This is a genomic window from Amycolatopsis orientalis DSM 40040 = KCTC 9412 (assembly GCF_000478275.1).
In the GTDB taxonomy this organism is placed as follows: domain Bacteria; phylum Actinomycetota; class Actinomycetes; order Mycobacteriales; family Pseudonocardiaceae; genus Amycolatopsis; species Amycolatopsis orientalis.
In genome coordinates, this window is the sequence record NZ_ASJB01000085.1 from 1 (window position 1) to 20,631 (window position 20,631).

At 66.4% G+C, this 20,631-nt stretch carries 23 protein-coding genes and 1 tRNA gene; 4 read left to right on the forward strand and 20 right to left on the reverse strand.

The annotated features are described in order from the left end of the window. Positions 1-105: 105 nt before the first annotated feature. A complete protein-coding gene (locus L324_RS34830) occupies positions 106-954 on the reverse strand; it encodes an SAM-dependent methyltransferase (RefSeq protein ID WP_173426437.1) in 849 nt (282 codons plus the stop codon). Between the two features lie 27 nt (positions 955-981). Beyond that, positions 982-1,449 carry a MarR family winged helix-turn-helix transcriptional regulator gene (locus L324_RS34835; protein WP_037319029.1) on the reverse strand — a complete coding sequence of 156 codons (468 nt, stop codon included), beginning with the start codon at positions 1,447-1,449 and terminating at the stop codon, positions 982-984. Between the two features lie 143 nt (positions 1,450-1,592). Here L324_RS34835 and L324_RS34840 point away from each other — a divergent pair, with 143 nt between their 5' ends. Beyond that, complete coding sequence (locus L324_RS34840; protein ID WP_037319031.1) at positions 1,593-2,540, forward strand: alpha/beta hydrolase; 948 nt, start codon at positions 1,593-1,595, stop codon at positions 2,538-2,540. A gap of 137 nt (positions 2,541-2,677) precedes the next feature. After that, positions 2,678-3,895: an alpha/beta hydrolase gene (locus L324_RS34845; protein ID WP_037319034.1), complete on the forward strand. Its 1,218-nt coding sequence runs from the start codon at positions 2,678-2,680 to the stop codon at positions 3,893-3,895. On the opposite strand, the gene L324_RS34850 is transcribed toward L324_RS34845, so the two are convergent. Both L324_RS34850 and L324_RS34855 read right to left on the reverse strand, forming a co-directional pair. Beyond that, positions 3,896-4,735: an oxygenase MpaB family protein gene (locus L324_RS34850; RefSeq protein ID WP_037319036.1), complete on the reverse strand. Its 840-nt coding sequence runs from the start codon at positions 4,733-4,735 to the stop codon at positions 3,896-3,898. Positions 4,736-4,802: 67 nt separating this feature from the next. After that, entirely contained in the window at positions 4,803-5,729 is a 927-nt protein-coding gene (locus L324_RS34855; RefSeq protein WP_037319039.1) for a serine hydrolase, read from the reverse strand. A 144-nt stretch (positions 5,730-5,873) separates the two neighbouring features. Here L324_RS34855 and L324_RS34860 point away from each other — a divergent pair, with 144 nt between their 5' ends. After that, positions 5,874-6,473: a DUF4383 domain-containing protein gene (locus tag L324_RS34860; RefSeq protein WP_037319042.1), complete on the forward strand. Its 600-nt coding sequence runs from the start codon at positions 5,874-5,876 to the stop codon at positions 6,471-6,473. 14 nt (positions 6,474-6,487) lie between these two features. On the opposite strand, the gene L324_RS34865 is transcribed toward L324_RS34860, so the two are convergent. The 3 genes from L324_RS34865 to L324_RS34875 all read right to left on the reverse strand — a co-directional run bounded on the left by L324_RS34865 (position 6,488) and on the right by L324_RS34875 (position 9,504). After that, positions 6,488-7,483 carry an SCO0930 family lipoprotein gene (locus L324_RS34865; RefSeq protein ID WP_037319045.1) on the reverse strand — a complete coding sequence of 332 codons (996 nt, stop codon included), beginning with the start codon at positions 7,481-7,483 and terminating at the stop codon, positions 6,488-6,490. Between the two features lie 82 nt (positions 7,484-7,565). Further along, on the reverse strand, positions 7,566-8,939 hold the full coding sequence (locus tag L324_RS34870; RefSeq protein ID WP_037319048.1) for a nitrosuccinate lyase: 1,374 nt from the start codon (positions 8,937-8,939) through the stop codon (positions 7,566-7,568). 25 nt (positions 8,940-8,964) lie between these two features. Next, the gene (locus L324_RS34875) at positions 8,965-9,504 is read right to left on the reverse strand and encodes a DinB family protein (RefSeq protein WP_037319345.1); all 540 of its coding nucleotides are present in this window, start codon (positions 9,502-9,504) and stop codon (positions 8,965-8,967) included. 99 nt (positions 9,505-9,603) lie between these two features. On the opposite strand from L324_RS34875, the gene L324_RS34880 reads away from it, so the two are divergent. Further along, positions 9,604-9,676: transfer RNA gene (locus L324_RS34880), tRNA-Lys, on the forward strand. 151 nt (positions 9,677-9,827) lie between these two features. On the opposite strand, the gene L324_RS42590 is transcribed toward L324_RS34880, so the two are convergent. The 13 genes from L324_RS42590 to L324_RS42595 form a co-directional block, all read right to left on the reverse strand. Further along, positions 9,828-10,388, reverse strand: coding sequence for a hypothetical protein (locus tag L324_RS42590; protein ID WP_152547093.1), 561 nt, complete (start codon positions 10,386-10,388; stop codon positions 9,828-9,830). Positions 10,389-10,438: 50 nt separating this feature from the next. Continuing rightward, on the reverse strand, positions 10,439-11,605 hold the full coding sequence (locus L324_RS34890; RefSeq protein WP_037319053.1) for a tyrosine-type recombinase/integrase: 1,167 nt from the start codon (positions 11,603-11,605) through the stop codon (positions 10,439-10,441). Next, positions 11,605-11,802, reverse strand: coding sequence for a helix-turn-helix transcriptional regulator (locus L324_RS34895; RefSeq protein WP_034319955.1), 198 nt, complete (start codon positions 11,800-11,802; stop codon positions 11,605-11,607). The genes L324_RS34890 and L324_RS34895 overlap by 1 nt, the downstream gene beginning before the upstream one ends. A gap of 10 nt (positions 11,803-11,812) precedes the next feature. Continuing rightward, entirely contained in the window at positions 11,813-13,432 is a 1,620-nt protein-coding gene (locus tag L324_RS34900; RefSeq protein WP_051174267.1) for a replication initiator, read from the reverse strand. After that, the gene (locus L324_RS34905; RefSeq protein ID WP_037319059.1) at positions 13,432-13,818 is read right to left on the reverse strand and encodes a hypothetical protein; all 387 of its coding nucleotides are present in this window, start codon (positions 13,816-13,818) and stop codon (positions 13,432-13,434) included. Before L324_RS34905 ends, L324_RS34900 begins: the two co-directional genes overlap by 1 nt. Beyond that, positions 13,815-15,371 carry an FtsK/SpoIIIE domain-containing protein gene (locus L324_RS34910; RefSeq protein ID WP_037319061.1) on the reverse strand — a complete coding sequence of 519 codons (1,557 nt, stop codon included), beginning with the start codon at positions 15,369-15,371 and terminating at the stop codon, positions 13,815-13,817. Before L324_RS34910 ends, L324_RS34905 begins: the two co-directional genes overlap by 4 nt. 307 nt (positions 15,372-15,678) lie before the next feature. After that, positions 15,679-15,900 (reverse strand): AMED_5909 family protein, encoded by a 222-nt coding sequence (locus tag L324_RS34915; protein ID WP_020633605.1) that lies wholly within the window; start codon positions 15,898-15,900, stop codon positions 15,679-15,681. 10 nt (positions 15,901-15,910) lie between these two features. After that, positions 15,911-16,159, reverse strand: a complete 249-nt coding sequence (locus L324_RS34920; protein ID WP_037319063.1) for a hypothetical protein — start codon at positions 16,157-16,159, stop codon at positions 15,911-15,913. A 303-nt stretch (positions 16,160-16,462) separates the two neighbouring features. Continuing rightward, complete coding sequence (locus tag L324_RS34925; protein WP_037319065.1) at positions 16,463-16,924, reverse strand: hypothetical protein; 462 nt, start codon at positions 16,922-16,924, stop codon at positions 16,463-16,465. A gap of 23 nt (positions 16,925-16,947) precedes the next feature. After that, positions 16,948-17,244, reverse strand: coding sequence for a hypothetical protein (locus L324_RS43015; protein ID WP_016331156.1), 297 nt, complete (start codon positions 17,242-17,244; stop codon positions 16,948-16,950). Between the two features lie 105 nt (positions 17,245-17,349). Beyond that, the gene (locus L324_RS34935) at positions 17,350-17,907 is read right to left on the reverse strand and encodes a flavoprotein (RefSeq protein ID WP_037319355.1); all 558 of its coding nucleotides are present in this window, start codon (positions 17,905-17,907) and stop codon (positions 17,350-17,352) included. Positions 17,908-17,915: 8 nt separating this feature from the next. Continuing rightward, entirely contained in the window at positions 17,916-19,154 is a 1,239-nt protein-coding gene (locus tag L324_RS34940; protein WP_037319070.1) for a helix-turn-helix domain-containing protein, read from the reverse strand. 61 nt (positions 19,155-19,215) lie between these two features. After that, the gene (locus tag L324_RS42595; protein WP_152547094.1) at positions 19,216-20,547 is read right to left on the reverse strand and encodes a hypothetical protein; all 1,332 of its coding nucleotides are present in this window, start codon (positions 20,545-20,547) and stop codon (positions 19,216-19,218) included. Between the last annotated feature and the right edge of the window lie 84 nt (positions 20,548-20,631).

Consider the following 20,631-nt stretch of genomic DNA (forward strand, 5'->3'; position numbering starts at 1 on the left):
TCGCTAAACTCCTCACCGAAACCAGTTGATCACCCGTGTTGCAACGACCCCTGGAATCCACCCCCTCGGCTGAGCCGAGTGAAGGGGGCCTTCACGCGAGAAATGTCAGGGTTTGCGGGCGACCCCGCCGATCACGCGCGACTCCGACGGCGTCGCGGCGAAGACCGTGTTCTCGTCCGGATGCCACGCCGGCGCGTAGACCAGACCCGGCTCCAGCAGCGGCCAGCCGCCGAAGAACCGCCGGAACTCGTCCATCGTGCGCAGGAAACCGGGGTTCGTGGTGGTCTCGTAGTAGTCGAGGATGTCGAGCAGCGCCTGCCGTTCTTCCTCGTTGGCGGGGTTCTCGTTGGTCATCTGCGAGAGCACCAGCAGTGATCCCGGCGCGAGCCGGTCGCGGTAGAAGTCGAGCAGCCCGTCCGGGTCCTGCTCGTCCTTGATGAAGTGCATGACCGCGTTGATCACCAGCGCGATGGGCTGCCGGACATCGATGATGCCGGAGTCCATCACCCGGGCCCAGAGGTCCTCGGGGTCGAACAGGTCCGCGGCGATCGCGTGGTGCCGGTCCGGATCGGCGGTGTCGGCGAGCAGCAGCGTCGAATGCGCGAGCGCGATCGGCTCGTTGTCGATGTAGAGGACGTGCGTGTCCTCCTCGGGCCGCGCCTCGTCGGCGACCTCGTGGACGTTGCCAGCGGTCGGCAGGCCGGAACCGATGTCGACGAACTGCCGCAGGCCCAGTTCCGCGCAGTGCCGCACGGCGCGGCCGAGGAACTGCCTGCTGGTCTTGCAGTAGTCGCCCATGAGCGGCAGGCGTTCACGCACCTTCTCGGCGAAGTCGCGGTCGATGGCGTAGTGCGTGTCCCCGCCGATGAAGTAGTCGTAGACCCGCGCCGCGGACGGCCGGTCCAAGCTGTTCTCGACGGCCTTGAGCGCCGCGTCGTGATCGATCATCGTCATCCCTTTGTCCGCGCCGGAAATCCCATGCTAACCGGCCGGAACGTAGGCCTGGCGGTAGGCGTTCACGGATTCGGTCAAGCGATCGAGCTCCGCGCGGGTGCGGGCCAGCCCGGCCGCGTCGAGCCCCATCGCCTCGCCGATGATCTTCGGGATCCCGCTCGCGCGGTCCCTGAGCCGGACGCCGTCCTCGGTCAGGCTGATGCGAACGGACCGTTCGTCGTCGGCCTGCCGGTCACGCCGGACCAGTCCGGACTTCTCCAGCCGCTTGAGCAGGGGCGACAGCGTGCCGGAGTCGAGGTTCAGCAGGGTGCCGAGTTCCTTGACCAGCCGCTCGTCCTCCTCCCAGAGCGCGAGCATCACCAGGTACTGCGGATAGGTCAGGCCCAGATCGTCGAGCACCACGCGGTAAAGCGCGGTCACGGCCCGCGAAGCCGCGTAGAGCCCGAAGCACAGTTGATCGTCCAGGCGCAGCGATTCGGTCTTGTTCGTCGGCATCGGCCCTCCTGCTCACATGGTGCGTCGATGATGCCTCAGTCCGCTACTCGAGTGGGGTAAATCTCCTCGTGGCCATTTTAGTTGTGCACAACTGAGTTGCGAGCTACCTTCATGACGTCGACTTCGCACCCCAGGAGGCAGAAATGACCGCCAACCCGCACAACCTGGCCCTCGAACCGGCCGCGCAGGCCTTCGTCGAGGCCACCGCCAACCCGCCGTTCCTTTTCGAGCTGCCGCCCGAGGAAGGACGCAAGGCCGTCGACGAGGTCCAGGGCGGCGACGTCGAACTGCCCGCCGCGGACGTCGAGACCACCGACGTCGACGGCGTCGAGGTCCGCATCGTCCGGCCGCGGGGCGCGACGGGCACGCTGCCCGTGATCGTCTACATCCACGGCGCGGGCTGGGTCTTCGGGAACTTCCACACCCACGAACGCCTGGTCCGGGAACTCGCCGTCGGCACCGGCGCGGCCGTCGTCTTCCCCGAGTACAGCCGATCACCCGAGGTGCGCTACCCGGTGGCGATCGAGCAGAACTACGCCGTGGCGAAGTGGGTCGCCGAGCACGGCGCCGGGCACGGGCTCGACGGTACGAAGATCGCGATCGCCGGTGACTCCGTCGGCGGGAACATGACCGCCGCGCTCACCCTGCTCGCGAAGCGGCGTGGCGACGTCACCTTCCGCCAGCAGGTGCTCTTCTACCCGGTGACCGACGCGAACTTCGAAACCGAGTCGTACCGGCAGTTCGCCGAGGGCTACTTCCTCGCCCTCGAAGGCATGAAGTGGTTCTGGGACCAGTACACGACCGATCCGGCGCAGCGCGCGGAGAGCACCGCGTCGCCGCTGCGGGCGAGCCTCGACGAGCTGTCCGGCCTGCCGCCCGCGCTGGTCATCACCGGCGAGGCCGACGTCCTGCGCGACGAAGGCGAGGCGTACGCCGCGAAGCTGCGTCAGGCCGGTGTCCCGGTGACGGCCGTGCGGTATCAGGGCATCGTCCACGACTTCGTCATGCTCAACACGCTGCGCGGAACCCAGGCCGCGGAAGCGGCGATCAAGCAGGCGATCGGGGTGCTGCGCACCGCCCTCGAAGACTGAGTAGCCGCATTGTTGGATTGTCCAGGGTGACACGCGTCACCCTGGACAACACTTACCGGTGGTCGCACGTCTCTTGATCCAGATAAGGGGAAGCCGCGCGGACTCGCGCGCTCCGGCCGGGGAGGGACACGATCACCATGGGACTGGGACTGAGTGCCATCCGGCTGGATTCGACACTGAACCTCGTCATCGTCATCGTGCTGACGTTGCTCGCGATCATCGCGGTGCCGTTCTTCTGGGAGCGCTGGCGTCGCAAGGTGCTCGGGCGCAGCACCACGATCCTCGCCGCGGTGGTGCTGATCGTGGTCAGCACCGGGATGGGCGGGAACATGATCGGCGGGTTCTTCCCGACGGTCGGCGCCCTGTTCGGCACCGGCGTGTACTCCGGGGAGAACGTCGACGCCGTCGCGGGCCAGAACGGCGCCGACCTCGACAAGCTGCGTGACGCCGGGGCCATGCGCGCCAAAGAGGGCAAGGGCTCCGTCGTGCACATGACGGTGACCGGCAAGCGCACCGGCCTCACCCGTGACGTCTCGGTCTACTTCCCGCCCCAGTACTACGATCCCGCGTACCGGTCGCTCAAGTTCCCGGTCATCGAATGGATCCCGAACTACCCGTCCGGTCCGGAAGTGGTCACCGGTCCCTACGAACTGCCCGCCAAACTCGACGCGGCCATCGCGAAGCACGTGCTTCCGCCGACCCTGGTGGTGATCCCGGATCCCACCGGGAAACCGAAGGTCGGTCATGACACCGAATGCATCGACGAGGTCAACGGCACCGCCAACGACACCTACCTGACCGCCGACATCCGCGACTGGGCGATCGACAAGCTCGGCGCCAACCCGCAGCGGAAGGCGTGGACGATGGCGGGCTGGTCCTCGGGCGGGTACTGCGCGATGAACCTGGTGACCCGGCATCCGCAGTGGTACGGCCAGGCGGCGAGCGTCAGCGGCTACTACAAGGCTTCGGTGGACGCGGAGACGGAGAACCTGTTCAAGGGCAGGCAGGACATCGTCGACGCGAACACGGTCACGGTGAACCTGCAGAAGCATCCGTCGCCTGTCGACATCCTCGCGATCGCGGGGGACAAGGAAAGCTTCGAGAGCTTCTCGATCGACCAGCTCCAGGCGGCCGTCCGCGCGCCCGCGACGCTTTCGTCGTGGCGGATCCCGGACGCCGGGCACAACATGAACACCTTCAAGGCGCAGGTGCCCGACGTGCTCGCGTGGATCGGCGCGCGGACCGTGCCGCCGTGCGCGCCGCAGGACAAGAAGATCGTCAGCAACGGCGGGGTCACTCCGTGGCCACTGCCCAACACCGGCGCGAAGGGCGCACTGGTCGACGTCGTCGAGTAGCTAACCGCGCTTGGCGCGATAAGCCTTGGGATACAAGCGAAGCCGTTCGGGGACGGGCTTCGCGGCGATCCTGGTGACGGTGGCCAGCAGCCGAAGCCGACGTTCGTCCTGGTCTGTCCATTCGAGACTCAACCGGTCACGGAGAACCTGAGGCAGCAGGCCGATCGCGCACAACGACAGCACGTTCCCACCCGCTGGGCGGACCCCGCGCCACAAGGCCTCCGGCAAGAACCACCACGGCGGCGGCGGGGTGTCGCGCATGCTGAGCGAGCCGAGGAGTTCTCGTACCGTGTGATTGTCTTCGAGCCGGTTCTCGACGACATCGGCGAAGTAGGCCTCGAACCCTTCGAAATCCTCCGGCATGTGGTGTTCGCGCAAGCCGAGGATCAGGCCGAGGTGTCGCCATTCCGCGTAGAAGCGGCACTTCTCCTTGTAGGGCAGGGGATACAGGAAGACGTCATGCAGGCGGAGCGCCGTCCAGAACGTCGAGCCGTGCACCCACCAGTAAGCCTCGGGATTCAGCGCGTGATAGCGCTCGCCGTGGTGGTCGACGCCCTTGATCGCCTTGTGCATCTCACGGAGCCGCTCGGCCTCCGCGATCGCCGCCCGGCCGCCGAAGACCTGGGACAGCAGCGAATCGACGGTCCGGTCGAGACGGCCCCAGGGGTCTTCGACGTAGTTCGAATGGTCGTGGACCCCGGCGCCGATCACCGGATGGGCCACCTGCAGCAGTAGCGCGGTTCCCGCGCCGAGCAGCAGTCTCCGGTCGCCGACCACTTGCCACGCGACGGAATCCGGGCCGAGCGGGGTCAAGGCGGGCAGGCGGGCTTCGGTGCTCATGACGACCTCCCGGAGAGAGTGGCGTGAGGCCACTGTCCCACCTTGTTTACAGGTCGTCAATAGTGGGTCAGCCCGCGGCCAGTGCCGGGACCAGCGCTTTCACCACTTCGGTCACGCGCCTGCCGGCGCCCGGGTAGGTGGTCGACGTCGGTTGCGACGTCAGCACGACGACGATGTGGCGATCGTGCTCGCCGACGACACCGGAGCTGTGCATGATCCGGGCGCCACGGCAGCACGCCCAGCCCTGCTTGATCGACCAGGGAAGGTCGCCCACGGCGTCCGGGACGCCGAAGTACTGCCGGATCCCGTCGGAACCGTTCTCCGTCGCGCCGCTCAGCCCCCGCATGATCGTCGTCCGGGTGCCCGCGCCGACCTGCTCCAGCAGATAGCGGTAGACCTTCGCGATGTCCGCGGCGGTGATCCGGGTGTCGCCCCAGCGCCCGGGATCCTCGGGCGGGCGGGTGCCGGCGAGCCCGATCTTGGCCGCCCACCGGGTGACGATGGCGGGGCCGCCGTGGGCGGTCCACAGTTCGCTGGCGATCCCGTCGTCGCTGACCGAGAGCATCCGTTGCACCGTGCCCGGCGAAGCGCCTCCCTTGAGCGCTTCGAGCGCGATGAGGATCTTCACCAGGGACGCCGAGGTGTAGGAACGGTCCGCTTGCAGGGAAACGGTGGTCTTCTTGGCCATGCGGTCGAAGACGACCACGCTGACCTGTCCGTCGGGGACGAGCCCCGAGAGGGTCTTCGGATCGACGCCGGTCACCGGCTTGCCGGGGTCCGGCTGGGGCGACGATTTCGGTGGCACCGACGGCGGCGGCTCTTCGGACGGCGGGGGTTCGGCCGCCGCCTCCGATTCGACGGTCAGCGCCGCGGCCCCACTCGCCGGCGCGGCGACCACCGCCGTATCGGACCGCGACGGCGGAACCAGCAGCATCGCCATGACGGCCCCCAGACAGATCCCCACCAGCAGGAAGACCCCGCTCACCTTGCCCACACGACTTATTGGCCGATTCACCCATTCGTGTTCACGGCCGTGGTGATTCGTGTGGTGGGAAGCGCCTCTCCGGTTTGTCCGGGAAGCCCTCGGGGTATCTGACCCGCAGCGTGACCTCAGTGGCCAACTCTGGAAGGCGGAGCAATGGCACGTACACAACGCGCTCGTATCCGGACGGCCGGGCTCCAGCCCGCGCAGGTCCTAGCCGGGCTGGCGAGCCTGGCCTTCCTGGTGTTCGGGATCGTGGGCTTCACCAGGACCGGGCTCGCCGATTTCGCCGGTCACAGCGACGCGACCGTCCTCGGGTTCTCGGTGAACCCGCTCTACAACCTCGGATTCGTCGTGCTGGGCGCGATCGGTCTGCTGCTGACCTTCGGTTCCGGCCGGTCCCGGGTCTTCGGACTCCTGACGTTCGCCGCCTTCGGGGCGCTGTTCGTCTGGGGTCTCATGATCACCGGGACCGTTTCGACGAATCCGGTCTCGCAGGCGGGTAACCCGTTCGACCTCAACGGGCCGGACAACTGGCTGCACCTCGGCCTCGCCGCGCTCGGGCTGGTGATCGCCGTCCTGCCCGCGCGGCACAAGGTGCTGCTGCCGGAGGACGAAGAGGAGACCGTGGTGGCGGACCGGGCCGACAGCGCCACGGTCGTCGAGCCTCTTCCGAACGACGGTTCGCGGCGGCCGAAGCATGAGAAAAGCCCGACCGTCGCTCGTGAAGAGCGACCGCCGGGCCTCGCCCACTAGGTCGTCGGGGCGGCTCAGTAGCCGTACTCCGAACCTCCGGCCTCGGCGGGAGCGCCTTCCTCCTTCTTGGGGGCGGCGTTCCCGCTCTGGGCCGCTTTGTCCTTCACCGGCGCGGTGCTCTTGCAGCCGGCGGGCTCGATGACGAACCAGGTGCCGCCGACGCCGTGCCCGTTCGCCTCGCCCGCCTTGGTGTCCTTGGCGTAGCGGTAGACGGCCCAGCCGCCGACGGTGACCTGCGTGGTGCCGTCCGCGCGCTTCACCTTGCCGAGCAGCTTCGCGTCGATGCCTTCGAGCTGGACGTCGCCCTCGGCGAGCACCGGCGGCCAGTTCTTGGCGCAGTCACCGTTGCAGGTCGGCTGCTTGTTCTTCTTGTCCTTGGTGAACATGTAGAGGGTGAAGCCGTCCTGGTCCACAATGGCCGGTCCGATGCCGTCGACGTTGCTCGCGACCAGCTTTGTGGCGCCTTCCGCATTCTGCTCGGCCGGAGCCTCCTTGGCCGCCTGCCCGGCCTTGCCGCCCTTGGCGTTCGCGGCGTACCAGGTGCTGCCGACGCCCTGTCCCTTCGCCTCGCCCGCCTTGGCGTCCTTGGCGTAGCGGTAGAGCGCCCAGCCGCCGACGGTGACCTGCTTGCGGCCGTCGGCGCGGGTCAGCTCGCCGACCAGTGCCTGGTCCACACCTTCGATCTGCACTTGGCCGTCGGCGAGCACCGGGGGCCAGGCCTTCGCGCAGTCACCGTCGCAATTGGACTTCGGCGGCTTCGCGCTGTCCTTGTCGAAGCGGTACAAGGTGAACCCGTCCTTGTCGACGAGCACCTGGCCGAGATCCCCGGCTTCGGCCACGGCCACCTTGGTCTCACCCTTGGCCGCGGGGGCGTTCCCGCCCGCCCCGGCCACTGCGGCGGCCGGCGCTACGGCGGGCGAGGTGGCCTCGGTGCCACCCGAACAGGCCGACAGCAGCGCCAGGCCCGCGGCCGCAGACGCCGTTGCGACGACGAAACGCTTGCGAAGCATGGGATTTCTCCTTGTTCGTAGGGGTTCCGCGGCTTGGCGCGGTGAGCTTGTACCCCCTACACGGGCCCCTCCCGGGACCGGTTCAAGAAGTTCCCGGATTTTCTTCGCGGACTTCCAGCGCGGCGTCCGTCAGCGCCCCGGCCGAACCGGTGTAGCGCGCGGGATCCAGCAGGTCGGCGAGCGATTCCGCGGGGAGGACTCCGGTTATCTCCGGTAGGTCGGAAAGAACCTCGCCGAGGGCCCGATCCTGCTCCAGCGCGAGTGCGGCCGCGCGTCCGAGGACCTCCTTGGCCCGCGCCTTGCCCAGTAGCGGGGCGAGCACGGTCGAGAGCCGCTCGGAGACGATCTGGCCGTGCGTGAGGCCGAGGTTGCCGCGCATTCGGCCGTCGTTGACGACCAGGCCGCGGGCGAGTTCGGCCGCGGTGTGCGCGGCGCCGCCGGTCAGACGCAGGCACTCGCGCAGCAGCTGCCACTCGGCGTGCCACGCGCCCGCGGACCGTTCGTCCTCGGAGATCAGGGCCTGGGTGACGCCGGTGGCCAGCACCGGCACCTGGAGCGCGGCCGACCGGATGAGCGTCGCCAGCACCGGATTGCGTTTGTGCGGCATCGCCGAGGAACCGCCACGGCCCTCGCCCGCGGGTTCGGTGACCTCGCCAACCTCGGTGCGCGTCAGGAACTGGACGTCGACCGCGAACTTCCCGAGCGCGGCGGCGGTGAACGAGAGCGCGGCCGCGAGGTCGGCCGTCGGCGTGCGGAGGGTATGCCAGGGCAGCGTGGTCTCGGCGAGACCGGTCTCTTCGGCGAAGGCCGTCTGCAGCCGCTGCGGATAGCCGTCGGGCAACTCGGCGAGACGCGCGTACTCGGCGTACGCGGCGCGCGTGCCGCCCGCGCCCCCGAGCGAGACCGGCAGGACGACACGGTTCAGCCTGCCGAGCGCGTCGAGCGTCAGCTGACGCCACCCCACCGCCTTGAGCCCGAACGTGGTCGGGACCGCGTGGGCGGTGAGGGTGCGCCCGGCCATGACCGTGTCGCGGTGCGCGCGGGCGAGATCCGCCAGCGCGTTCGCCGTCGTCTCGAGGTCGGCGACGAGCAGTTCCCGTGTCCGGGCGGCGACCAGCATCATCGCGGTGTCGAAGATGTCCTGGCTGGTGGAGCCGCGATGGACGTACTCCGTACCGGCGGCCTCGGTCAACTCCTTGATCAGCCCCACGACCGGATTCGCCGTCTCCCGCGCAGCCCTCGCCAACGCGACCACGTCGATCTCGGCCGCCGCGGCCGCGTCCGTGATCGCGTCGGCGGCGGCCATCGGGATCAGCCCGGTGCGCGCCTGCGCCCTGGCGAGCGCCGCCTCGGTGTCGAGCAGCGCCCGCACCCAGGCGAGGTCACCCGTCGCCGCCTCGGCGGGAGTGCCCGCGCGGACCGGGGAGAGGAGGCCGGAATCGGGATCGGCGTTCATCGCCCCAGCATCGCATTTCAAGGTTTCAGTGGCCTGTCCTCCCGTCGATGCGCTCGCGCAGCAGGTCGGCGTGGCCGTTGTGGCGCGCGTACTCGGCGATGTGATGGGTCAGCAGCCACCGCAGCGAGAACGGCTCGCCGTCGCGACGGCTCGTGCCCGTGTTGTCGAGCGAGGCGGCCGCCACGATCTCCCTGGACCGCGCGCACTCCTCCCGCCAAGCCGCCCACGCGACCTCGACGTCGCCGCCGAGGTCCTCGAAGTCCTGCTCGGGCCACTCGTCGGAGTAATAGAGGAGGGGGACGTCCTCGCCCGCGAACTGGATGCGGAACCACCAGCGCTCGGTGCCGGTGAGGTGCCTGAGCAGTCCGTGCAGCGACATGGTCGACGGCTCCGTCGACCGCAGCGCCATCTGCTCCGGCGTCAGACCCTGGCACTTCAGCTCGAAGGTACGCCGATGCCAGTCGAGGGTGGACGTCAAGATCTCGCGCTCGCTCGCCACGCGCGGCGGCTCCGGCCGGTCGCCGGACCACTTGGCGGCGAAGTTCTCCTCAGGGATCGTGTCCATGCCCTCGACCATGGCAGAGACCCCCGACAATTCCGTGGCGCGCGAGCGGCGGCCCCGGCATCCTGGTGGTCGGCGGCGGTCTACTAGACTCGGCCGCACGGGCCGTTAGCTCAATTGGTAGAGCTGCGGACTTTTAATCCGTAGGTTCTGGGTTCGAGCCCCAGGCGGCCCACTCTTTCGCCTGGTCCACGCGTTGTGGCCAGCCAGGACCAAGATCATCTCCCTGGTTTATCCCCGGTTTTGGGGTCGGACTGGTTATCCGGCGTCATGGTGTCGTTGGCCTCCGCGAGACCGCAAAGCCTGTTCGAGGCAGAGCGCGCCTCTCACTCGGTTCGGTGACCCAGCTCACGAGCGACTTGGCTAGCCAGCTCCTCGCGAGCCGAACGCTCTGCGGGGCGGAGGTCGCGCAGCTTTAGATATGGCTGTCCGAAGTCCACGGACGCACTACCGCCCTTCAACGCGTCCGCTCGCTCCAAGTCGATCAGCCCGACAGCTGCAATGATGTCCTTGACGACATTGCGCCAGGAATCCAGTCGGTCGCGAGCCTCCTTGGAGCCGAACGCGCTCACGATTGCTTCCACTTCTGTCTGTGCGTCAATTTCTGGCAGTGGTGGAACAGGCTGTGGAGGATCTGTATCAAGCATCGGTTTCACCGATTGCGCCCACGCGCCGCAACGTTCAACCATTACAAGTAGGCGAACGTAGGCGTCTCCGAGTCTTTCCTGCTCAAGGGCTTCCTGGGCTAGCTTTCGCTCGTGCTCGAACCGGTCTTTAGCGAGCCGTTCTGCGTGGTCGCGACCCTGTTTCGAGCTGAGCCATGTGAAGAACATTCCGGCTAGACCCACTGTGCCTGCAATCGACGCTCCAAGCCATTCGTGTGCCATGTCATAATGGTGGTCTTCCTTTCCGGTTTGCGCCATTAAGCCTTTGGTGGTTATTTTTTGAGAGGTGCAGTTTTAGGTGGAGTCCCGTTATCTAGTAGCCCTTCCAGCGCCTTCGCCGTGGCCGGGTCGACCGTCTTCCGTTCCAGGTAGTTGTCCTGCGTCATCGACACCCGCGAGTGGCCGAGCTGGTCCGCGATCAGCCTCGTCGGCACCCCCGCGTCGTCCAGCGCGGTCGCGGTCGTCTTCCGGAAGGTGTGCGAGGTGACCCAGAGGAAGTGGTCACCACCGCGGATTTCCCGGATGACCCGCAGGACGTTGTTCGGGTCGCGCATCCCGCCGGTCGAGCTGGGGAAGATGGGGCCAGACGCCGCCGCCCGCTTCGTCAGCAGCTCCACCGCCCACGAGGGGAGCGGGAGCGCGCGCTTGCTCGACTCGCTCTTCGGACGCGGCTTACGGAGCAGCCCTTGCCCCTTGATCCGGACCACGGTGTGCGTGATGTCGACCGTGCCCGCGACCAGGTCGACGTCCTCCCAGTACGTCGCGAGCGCTTCGCCGACCCGGACACCGGTCGCCATCATGAACCGGGACAAGTCGGGCAGGTCCCAGCGCACTGCCTTCTCATTCGCCTCCAGTCGTGCCAGCCACCCAGCACGCTCGTCCGCGTCCAGTGCGCGAGGCTTCTTCTTCGCCGTCGGGATGCGCCGGGTGTCCCGAGTCGGGTTGCCGTCGATCGCGTCGTACCGGGCCGCCAGGCCGAGCATTCCCGAAAGGACGGTCCGCGCCGTCTTCGCCGTCGACGCCCCGACGTTGCGCTGAAGAGCCCCAAGGAAGCGATCCAGCCGCATCACGGTGGCTTCCCGCACGCGCAGCTCCCCGAGGCCGGGCACGACGTGAGCGTTCAGGACCGATTCGTAGGCGGTCTCGGTGGTCGGCGACTTCTTGCCGTCCTCGACGTCCTGCCGCACCTGTTCCAGCCAGACTTCAGCCAGGACCTTCAGGTGCGTCTCCCGCGTGATCTCGCCAGTCGTCGACCCGGTCCACTCGCGGAAGACGTCCTTGAGCCGCTGCGCAGCCTTGCCCTTCGTCTTCCCGGTCCGCTCGACCTCCCGCGTGTTGCCGTCGAAGTCGCGGAACAGCGCACGAGCCCGGTACCCGCCCGCGACAGGCGAATACCGGATCTCCCCGTACGTTCCGATCTCCAGTTGAGGCCGAGGCATCAGGCCACCTCAACGGCCAGCTGATCCACCCACGCCCGAACGTCCTCCGGGCGGTACCGCACGTACCGGCCCATCCGACGGCCAGCAGGCCCGTAACCCTTGCTGCGCCACTGGTACAGCGTCCCGACAGGAACGCCGAGGTAGGCCGAGACGTCTTCCACTGTCCAGAGTGGATCGATGTCGTGCACGTTGTTCATGTGATCCCCCTTAGGCCGCGAGTGGAGTTGCCGAAAGATCCGGCGGACTCTGAGCGGCTAGTAGTGCTTTGTCGTACTCGGCTTTCCAGGTGATGCGTTCGGAGATGGCGTGCATGACCAGGTGGTCGCGAGGTGGCACGGACGGGTCGCCGGAGTCGACCTTGCGCCAGACCAGGCGAGCCGGGTCGGGTGTCGGTTTCTCGATCCCGACCGCCGCCAGCGCCTCCAGGACGAAGGCTTTGCGGTCCGCCTTGTGGTCGACGAGCGTCTTGCCTGACCACTTGCGGGACACCAGCACGCGGCGACCGGGCAGGCCGAGCGTGGTCCGCCGATGCGCCCTTCCCTTGCAGTGCCCCGGAGTCGTTTTCCCGTTGGCCCCCTTGGGATTGATCCCGTACAGCAGCCACACCGCGCACCGAGGCGAGCAGGGGGTCACCGACAGCTCAGCGTGCAACCGGTCGTGATGGTCCTTCTGCCGCGCGGTGTCGGCTTCGACGACCTCACCGGTGGATTTGGTGAGGTACTTGGTCAGGTAGCCGATGTGCCGTCCGGCCTCTTCCGTCCCGCCGAGGATGCCTTTGGAGTGCACTTGCCGTCCGAAGGTGACCACGTGCGCCGGGTTTTCCACGGCCTCTACTGCGTCGTCCCAGTCGGTCAGTTGTTCGTGGGTGTCCGGGTCGACGAACACCCGGCGGTCGCCGTCCCAGAGCGGCATCCGGTCGACGTAGACCACTTCGTCGTGCTCTGGCCACCAGACCTGGTGGTAGGTGGCTTCGGTGACTTGGCGGATCACGTCGTGCGGGACCGAGCCCCGGATGGCCGCGTGGAGGTGGGGTGCGGCGCGTCGTTGGGGTTCGACGGTGGCGAAGTACTGCGCGTCCCAACCGACCACCCGCCGGAGGTTCTGCCACCACCTGTCCACGAGCGCGGAGAAGTGGACCGCGTCCCGAGCCGCCCGCCGGTAGTCATACGTCGACGGATCAATCGGAGCGCCGTCCGATCGGACTGGGCCGTAGGTGTCGCAGGTGAGGGTGACGAACATCGACGGCCGGAATCTCCCTGCATACTCACGGCCGACCGTGGTCTTGGCGACCTTCCGTCGAGGGAGGTTCGGCGCGTCCTGCCGCCGCTTGGTCGAGCGCTTCACCGCCTTCTTCGTGGGCAGGTCGACCGAAGGGAGGCGGCCACGCATCCCGAGTTGCCGAAGTTCGTCGTCGACGCCCTGGATCTCCTCCCGCAGCTCGTCGGCCTCCGCCTGGTTCGTCTCTTGCCGATAGGCGGCGACGAGGTCAGCCCGGAACGCCAGCAGCTCTGTTTGGGTCTCGGAGGGTGGTTCCGGGGTGAAGTCCGGTTCGGTGTCGATGTGCCAGCCTTCGCGGCACTGGACCTGTCGGAGCGCCTTGGCCTTGCGTGCACACGGCAGGCACACCGATTCGACCGTCGAGCCACACGGGACGGGGACGTAGCGGAGTTCTCCGGTGTCGGTGTCGCCAACCTCCATCGTGAACGGCCGTACACAGACCCCGTGCTTCTCTGCCGTCGCTTTCACCACGTCCGAGGCCAGCGGTTCACGCATCCGAGCGGCCCGGGTTTCGGCCGGCATGGTCACCGCGGATTCATCGGTGCTCATCAGGCGGCCACCTCCCCAGGGGTGTTCAACTGCCGCAGGACGAACACCGGCATGTCCTGCCGCATCCCCGCCGGGAGGTCCGGGAAGGTCACTTCGTCGAACCAGACGCCGCCGTAAACCACCACAGGGATGCCGCAAGGAGTCCGGCCGCTGAGTTCCAGGTGCACCGACCCACCGCCAGCAGGACGCCACAGCGAAGCCGTCACGTCGTCGAGCGAGGCAGCCCACGTGAGCAGGCCACGGGCAACGTCCTCCAGGCGGTCGGAGTCGAGTTGCACCGTGATCGGATCAGGACCCACCCCGACCCGGACCGAGGCGGCCGGAGGGAGCGCGAACGAATCCAAGTGGTCGCGGATCGCGTCGAGGAAGACCATCAGCCGGTTCATGCCGTCCTCCTCTCGGGGACGACGTGAGCGCCGCCGTTGGTCACGTAGGTCTCCAGGGCCTTGATCTCCTCGTCGGCGACCCACCCGGCCCGGACGCGCAGGGGTTCGCGGACGCCTTCGCCCCAGACGTAGCCGACCCCGGCTTCGGAATCGCCGATGCGGTTCGCCCAGGCACCGCGTTCGTACGCGCCGTCGCCGAGGACCATCCCGACGTGGGTCTTGGAGGTCACCCGCAGGCACACGCGGCGGGGGAACAGCTCACGAACCGGGACGGTGTCCTTCGTGGGTTCCTGCACGTAGCCGCGCACCGTGATCCCCAAAGCCCTGCCCTGCGTGGTGAGGAGCGCGACCTTCTCCACGATCGCGTCGCGGGTCTTGCGGTCGGTGTACTTGGTCAGCGCGCCGATCTCGTCGAACTCCAGAACCTCTAGCGGATGCTCGACGCTGATCGGGATCATGCGCACGCGTCCGGCGAACTCGTGCTTGCGGGCTTCCATCTCCTCAAGCAGGCCGTCGAGGAGTTCGAGCGCCTGCTTGCCTGTCACCGCGTACCGGGCGAAGATCCCGCGCCCATAGGCGAGTTCCATCCCCTTCGGGTCGATGCCGGACACCCGGACCACACCGGACCGAATCGCGGGTGCGGCCGACACCAGCGGGCACCACATGACCGAGTTCTTGCCCGATCCGGTCGCGCCAGCGGTCAGGCAGTGCGCCCCCGAGCCGACCAGCGGCACCCGCCAGTCCGAGCCGTACTCCGTGGTCCCGGACCACACATGCCGCAGATCCACGCCGAGCCCATCGAGAGACACTAGGTCGGGAACCGGCAGGGAGGTCACCGCGGATTTAAGTAGGTCACGGCGCTGGAAGTCGATGGAGACCACGTTGGGCTCCAGTTCCCGCACCTGGCAGCGCTTGACCTTGCGCGCTACCGCCAGCGCCCGTGCGGCCTCGTCGAAGTCCTCGGGCTTCTGCCCCGGAACGAGCTGTACCTGCACCTCATCCCACGACGGCCCCGAGCGGACCTTGAGGACCTTCGGCACCTGCACAGCCCGAGATGCCGAAGCGGCCTTGCGGGAGAGCAAACGTCGACGGCCGACCAGGTTCACCGTCACTTCCACCGGCAGCGTCTCGTCCCGGATGCTCAGCCCGCAGGCGTGCAGCCAGGCCGGGAGCTTGCGCGCGTAGACCACCCAGCGCATCCACCACGAGCGCAGGAACCGGCCGCAGTGCTGGTCATAGGACACGACGTCGATCAGCCGCCAGGACATCAACACGGCGAGGACCGAGCCTGTCACGATCGCCAGGGACATCCACCCGAGGTGCTGCCACCACGCCACGAGCGTCACCACGGCGAGGCTGGTCCGCCAGCGCGTCATGACTTGCTTTCCCAGCCACAGCAACGATTTGAGTAGCCACCAGAGGGCGATGAAGACCAGTGCGGCCGCCGCCAGGACTTCCAAGATCGTGGCGAGCGCACGCCCGATCTTGTGCAGCAGCCACACCGCCACACCGAGCACTCCACCGCCGATGAGAAGGACACCGATCCCGTTCATCGGCGACCACCGCCGGTCAGGTCCAGCGGAAGCATTCCCCGGCAGGGAGCGCATTCCGTCTCACCGGGGAGCAGCTTGGCGAACCGCTTACAGACTGTGCAGCGCGTTCGGGTGACCCCGTCTAGCGGTCGCTTGTTGCCATCGTTTAGCGTTGTCATTGTTCACTTCCAGAGGTTGTGGACAGCGCAGGAGCGGCAAGGTTGGTAGCCGGATTCCGCTTCTGCGCCTTACAGGACAAGAAAAGCGTTTGAGGACGTGTTTGTACGCCGCACGTCCCCGCGTGCGTTTTCGCTCTGTCATTCAGCTTTCAGCTGGCTTGCGACTTCCCCTCTTGGATCTTCGCGGCCACCTCCTCCGCCTTGCGTTCCTCGTAGCCCACCCAGTAACGGAGTTCGTGGTGATGCGCGCGGTCCACATCGGACACGGCCCGGTACATGCGCGCGTTGGCCTGATGGAACTTCAGCCAGGTCGTCAGATTCGCCCCTGGCTTCGGACGATGAGCCGAGGCGACCAGGTGCGCGTCCGCCAATGTCTGTGGCTCATTCCGGCCCGGTGTCGTCATCACACACCGCCTTGTGCTTGTCGAGGAACACGGCTAGTTCGTCCGCGCTGTCGCGGATTTGGCGAAGGAGCCGGATGAACTCCGGCCACGCGGCCGGGTCGGACGGCGGCAGGATCGCCAGGCTGTCCGGATCCAGGTAGATCACCAGAGCGGGGTTCGCCGAACCATTGCCCTGCATTCCCGCGACCGCTTGCGGCCCCGGCTTCCACATCGCGTTGAACGCCACGGACCTGCCCTTCCTCGCCGTACGCGCGCATCTCCCACGACCGCGCGTTCTCCTCAAAACCTTCTGCCGCAGCCGTCACAGCCGCGAGAACCCACCACGGCAACTGGCCATGAGCGGCCAGGTCCCGCCAGGACGCCGCCACCGCCACCGAGGCGACAGCCAGGTCATGAGCCGCCAACGCATCAGCGCCGGATGCTGTCCTGGCCGTTAGCGCGCTGTAGTGGTGGTAGGCCATCTCCCACGCCTGGACCAGGTGCGGAGGAACCACGGCCACACGGTGGCTCCCCGGCACCCCGCCCGGCATCACGCAGCCTTGGGCGTTGACTCAGCAGCGCCCGAGGCCCGGCCCGACTTCGACGTCCCACCCGAGGCAGCAGCCTTGAAGCCGGTCGCGCGGAACATGTAGGACTGGTACTTGAACTCGCCCTGACCAGCCACCTTCGGCTCCGCCGTCAGGCCCTCCAGCTCGATCGGCCGCATCCCCGGCAGCACCTCGGACGTCGTCGGCACCGGCTGTACATCGGCCAGCAGCGTGATTTCGAACGACGCCCGCTTGGCCTTGACCTCGTCCGGGTCGGTCACGGTGACCTTCCACTGGCGCTTGCCCGTCACCTCGTCGACCCGTTGACGCGCCGGGCGACCCGCAGCGCGGTCCTCTCGCGACTGGTACTCGTTGTCCGGCGAGACCTCACCGACCATGACCAAGCCCTGGCCGAAAGCCTCGTCGAAATCGATGGGGAACCGGAAACCCTTGTAGATAGCCATTTTGCGCTCCTAAGTACGTGTGATCAGTCGTTCTTGCGCGTGACGGCGTCATCGGCAGCGTCAGACCATTGGTCATGGAAGGAGGAGGAATGCGAGCGCGTGCGGTGCTGGGTTTCGCACCACTCGCTGAACTCGCTGGCAGCGGCCGCGAGACTCTGCGCGAACCGTGCGGTGTCCATCAGGCCGCCGATACGGGCGGGCACCTGGACGATGAAGGAGGTCTCTTCGCTTCCGGCGACGAGCTGACGAACGCCAGGAGAGGGTGAAACCACCGCCGCGCCGTAGCCGACGAGGGGCTGAATCACCACGTGAATGCCCATGTGTGCTCTCCCGATGTCTCGGTCTCGGCGAGCCCGGTCGGGCGCGCTGGACACAGGAGACACCCAGTGAGGAGCCTCACCCCGGACAAACTGTCCGGGTAGGTACTAGCGGGGGAGAGGAACGGCCTCGTTCACCGCGGAAAGCACTGCTGACCAGGGCAGCTCACGGCCCGGGGCGCTCCGCGGTTCATGCAGCGGCCACACGTCGTCCCCGTACACGAGACGCACGCCAGCACGCCGCAACGCATCGATGTGGGTTTCCCAGGACGGGTGACGAGCGTGCGCGGCGTTCACGCGCGGGAAGACGACGACCGGCAGATTCAGGGTCCCGATGGCCTCGTTGACCTGCGTCAGAGCTTGATTGTCGGCGATGCCCATCGCGAGCTTGGCGACCATGTTCGCCGAGGCGGGCGCGACCAGGTAGCAGTCCGGGGCCGGATGCGGGCTGGATTCGGCCGGCGAGCGCGGCTCGACCCGGACCGGGAACCTGGTCGCTTCCTCGATCTCGGCGCGGCCGCCGTTCTCGTCCAGCCAGCGCCCCGCCGTCGGCGTCAAGGTCACCGCGACCGTCCAGCCATCCGCTTGAAGGGGCCGGATCACGCGCGGAAGAAGGTCCTCAACACCACCAGCACCCGAGCCCACCAGGCCCAGAACACGCGACACCACCCGACCTACCTCACCGCGCCGCAGCGCTCAGCCAACGCCAACAAGGGCGAGGACTTCTTACCAGCCGTCGCCGGGGCACGGCGATACATCGACCGCACAACCTCCCGCACCGCCGTACTGTGCCGAACGATCCCCGGCGCCTTCTGCTCAGCCGTCAGCAGCGCCGACAACGCCTCGTCATCCTTCGCGACCAGGCTCAACGCCCGCGCGAAGTCGATCAGGTGCGTGACCTGCCGCTCCACCGGCAGGTGGTCGACGCTGATTCTGGGAGCGGACTCGATCACCTGCGAAATGTCGCCCAGGTCCAGCGCGGCCGACAACCGGTGTAGCTCGACGTTGGCCGGGCCGAACCCGGTCTGCCAGTGGTTGGCGTCCACGCCGAGCTGATCAGCCGCACGTCCGGCGTGAGATAGCAGCTCGTTGGCCGTTGACCGGTCCTGTTGCCGCGCAGCGGCGACGGCCGTCCGGAGGTAGAGCATTCCGTAGAGACTCAGCGCCGCCGGATCACCATCGCGCATCCTCGGAACCAACCACTTCGCGGCCACGTCACCCAGCTCAAGCGCGTCATCGAACCGGCCAACCGCCAGCAGCGCGTGAGTTCCGGAACGGGCAGCCGAGGCCAAGACCAGCGGGTCGTCTGCCTCGTCGGCCGCCTGCATGGCACGTTCCGCCGCGATCCACGCAAGGTCGGCTTCACCGATCTTGCTCAGCGTCGTCGCGGCCAGGTGATGAACGCGCGCGGACACCGCGGCGCAAGCCCGCCGGTAGGCCGCGTCATCAGCCGAGGCGGACTCCATACCCTGACTGGTCTTGATCAGACCCGGCAGCGCGGCGACGACACGGCCGAGGTCGCCCTTTTGATAGCTGGACCAGGCACCTTCCACCAGCTGAGCCACCGGAGCGGGGTCGATGTACTCCGGCGACATGGCCGAGGAGAACAGGGTGCGGGACAGGCGCCTTGGTGCCATCAGGGCGTCACGGATGGCCGGGACGTCGTCGTTCTTGTCCTCGTCCTCCATCAGAACCGGTTCGCCGAGGAGATCTCCCAGCGTCACCCGCAGACCCCGCGCCACGTCGGCCAGCACGTCCAGGCGCCGGATCTCGCGTTCACCGCGCTCGATCTTGCTCAACCAGTCCTCAGTACGACCCACCAAGTCAGCAAGAACCGCCTGCGACAGACCACGCCGCCGCCGGTAGAAGGCAATACGCTCCCCAATGCTGAGCTGATCACCCGCACCACGCATACCCCCAGATTAACAGCAAACGGATTGTTCGCGGGCTAACATCTCGCTCGACTTGACCGATCTACTCCTCGTCCGCTGACTGATCGCCAGTCATATTCATAATGACTGGCATAGCGCGAAAGGCGACAGTGTCAAGAATATTTTGAAGTAGGCGACGTGCGTCCCGAGCAACTAGGCGGTTCATCAGCTTCTCAAGATCTGCCCGCAATTCCTCCATTCCTTCCATTAATATAGGTGTTGTATTGTCGGTTCTAACGCGTCCCCGACGACTTGACTCGAGGGCTTTTCGGGTTCGCTCGAAGTGCTCTTTCGCATCATTTCCCACACGGTTCGTTGTTATGACGACCGATACATCCGGATTCAAGAGGCCATTCTTCGCGTTAAATGAATACGCGTGTCCAAGATTGAACTCTCCGTCTTTTAGCTCGAATAGAACTAGGTCTCCGGAGATTATGGCAAGACAGTCGACCTCGTCCCCTCCAAATTGTTGCTCAATGAAAATTTCCGCAATGGGAATGCCGAGTAGGAGCAATTCATTCACCAGGACGACGTTCATCCATTGACTCTTGTCGAGCAACTTGTAGCCTAGTGGCGATACTCGGAGTGCCTCTTCTATGTCCTCATTGTCCATCGACTCGCCACATGAGCACCTAACTTGAAGCTTTGTCAGCTTGTCGAGGACATCGGAATCCGGAATTCTATTTACGAGCGACCCAGTCTTTCGGCACATTACTACCATTTCAGATTGGAGTACTCCGGACTCCAGGAGTGCTTCTCGGGCTGCTTGAACGTCAATCTTCTCTTGTTTGGAGAGCAGTCCTGGCAAGGCGTTGGAGAGCACGTCCCCAGTGGACTTTACGGCGCGAGCCAAAAGCTTTGCTTCGGGTTGCGCAAGGACGTACGAGGCGGCTACTTCCTCGGCACTTGGAACTTCTGCTGCGATGAGATCATCGAGATCATTTGCCAAGCGGGGCGGGTTGGTCCTAATTCTAATTTCAGAAAAATTTCCGGGGAATATTTCTTGGCAATCCTTGAGGAGCTGCTTGACCTCATCTGAGTTCTGGGATGCATCGTAGAGAATAAATAGTCTCGCGCTAGCCGGGGCCTCTGGAATTCCGGCAGATTCGGCTGTAATCGACACGCCCAGAAGCGCGCTGCCTTTCGTATATACCTCAGATCGGAGAGTGCTTGCAGACGAAGTCATGGCAAGGCTGGTGGAGTACATTGAAGCGTCAATAATATTCTCTGGGAGAAGAAGCAGGTTTGCCTGAAATCTCCGTGTTGGTGCCACAATTGGCTTAAAGTCAGAATTGACATGAGTTGCTATCTTGTCGAAGCTCTCCGTGAGTGATCGCGCACTTCCAGGACATCTGTACACTTCAAGTGTAAGCAATTTGTTATCAACGCCAATCTTTGTCTCAGGCGGCTGAAAGCTCTGGATCTGCTGTTCGGTGGCTATCTGCCGAACTTGGCTCTA

Bases quoted from the DNA above. Each gene is read 5' to 3' on its own strand.
- L324_RS34830 (WP_173426437.1), bottom strand. From the start codon at position 954: ATGACGATGATCGATCACGACGCGGCGCTCAAGGCCGTCGAGAACAGC.
- L324_RS34835 (WP_037319029.1), bottom strand. From the start codon at position 1,449: ATGCCGACGAACAAGACCGAATCGCTGCGCCTGGACGATCAACTGTGC.
- L324_RS34840 (WP_037319031.1), top strand. From the start codon at position 1,593: ATGACCGCCAACCCGCACAACCTGGCCCTCGAACCGGCCGCGCAGGCC.
- L324_RS34845 (WP_037319034.1), top strand. From the start codon at position 2,678: ATGGGACTGGGACTGAGTGCCATCCGGCTGGATTCGACACTGAACCTC.
- L324_RS34850 (WP_037319036.1), bottom strand. From the start codon at position 4,735: ATGAGCACCGAAGCCCGCCTGCCCGCCTTGACCCCGCTCGGCCCGGAT.
- L324_RS34860 (WP_037319042.1), top strand. From the start codon at position 5,874: ATGGCACGTACACAACGCGCTCGTATCCGGACGGCCGGGCTCCAGCCC.
- L324_RS34865 (WP_037319045.1), bottom strand. From the start codon at position 7,483: ATGCTTCGCAAGCGTTTCGTCGTCGCAACGGCGTCTGCGGCCGCGGGC.
- L324_RS34870 (WP_037319048.1), bottom strand. From the start codon at position 8,939: ATGAACGCCGATCCCGATTCCGGCCTCCTCTCCCCGGTCCGCGCGGGC.
- L324_RS34875 (WP_037319345.1), bottom strand. From the start codon at position 9,504: ATGGACACGATCCCTGAGGAGAACTTCGCCGCCAAGTGGTCCGGCGAC.
- L324_RS42590 (WP_152547093.1), bottom strand. From the start codon at position 10,388: ATGGCACACGAATGGCTTGGAGCGTCGATTGCAGGCACAGTGGGTCTA.
- L324_RS34890 (WP_037319053.1), bottom strand. From the start codon at position 11,605: ATGCCTCGGCCTCAACTGGAGATCGGAACGTACGGGGAGATCCGGTAT.
- L324_RS34895 (WP_034319955.1), bottom strand. From the start codon at position 11,802: ATGAACAACGTGCACGACATCGATCCACTCTGGACAGTGGAAGACGTC.
- L324_RS34900 (WP_051174267.1), bottom strand. From the start codon at position 13,432: ATGAGCACCGATGAATCCGCGGTGACCATGCCGGCCGAAACCCGGGCC.
- L324_RS34905 (WP_037319059.1), bottom strand. From the start codon at position 13,818: ATGAACCGGCTGATGGTCTTCCTCGACGCGATCCGCGACCACTTGGAT.
- L324_RS34910 (WP_037319061.1), bottom strand. From the start codon at position 15,371: ATGAACGGGATCGGTGTCCTTCTCATCGGCGGTGGAGTGCTCGGTGTG.
- L324_RS34925 (WP_037319065.1), bottom strand. From the start codon at position 16,924: ATGGCTATCTACAAGGGTTTCCGGTTCCCCATCGATTTCGACGAGGCT.
- L324_RS43015 (WP_016331156.1), bottom strand. From the start codon at position 17,244: ATGGGCATTCACGTGGTGATTCAGCCCCTCGTCGGCTACGGCGCGGCG.
- L324_RS34940 (WP_037319070.1), bottom strand. From the start codon at position 19,154: ATGCGTGGTGCGGGTGATCAGCTCAGCATTGGGGAGCGTATTGCCTTC.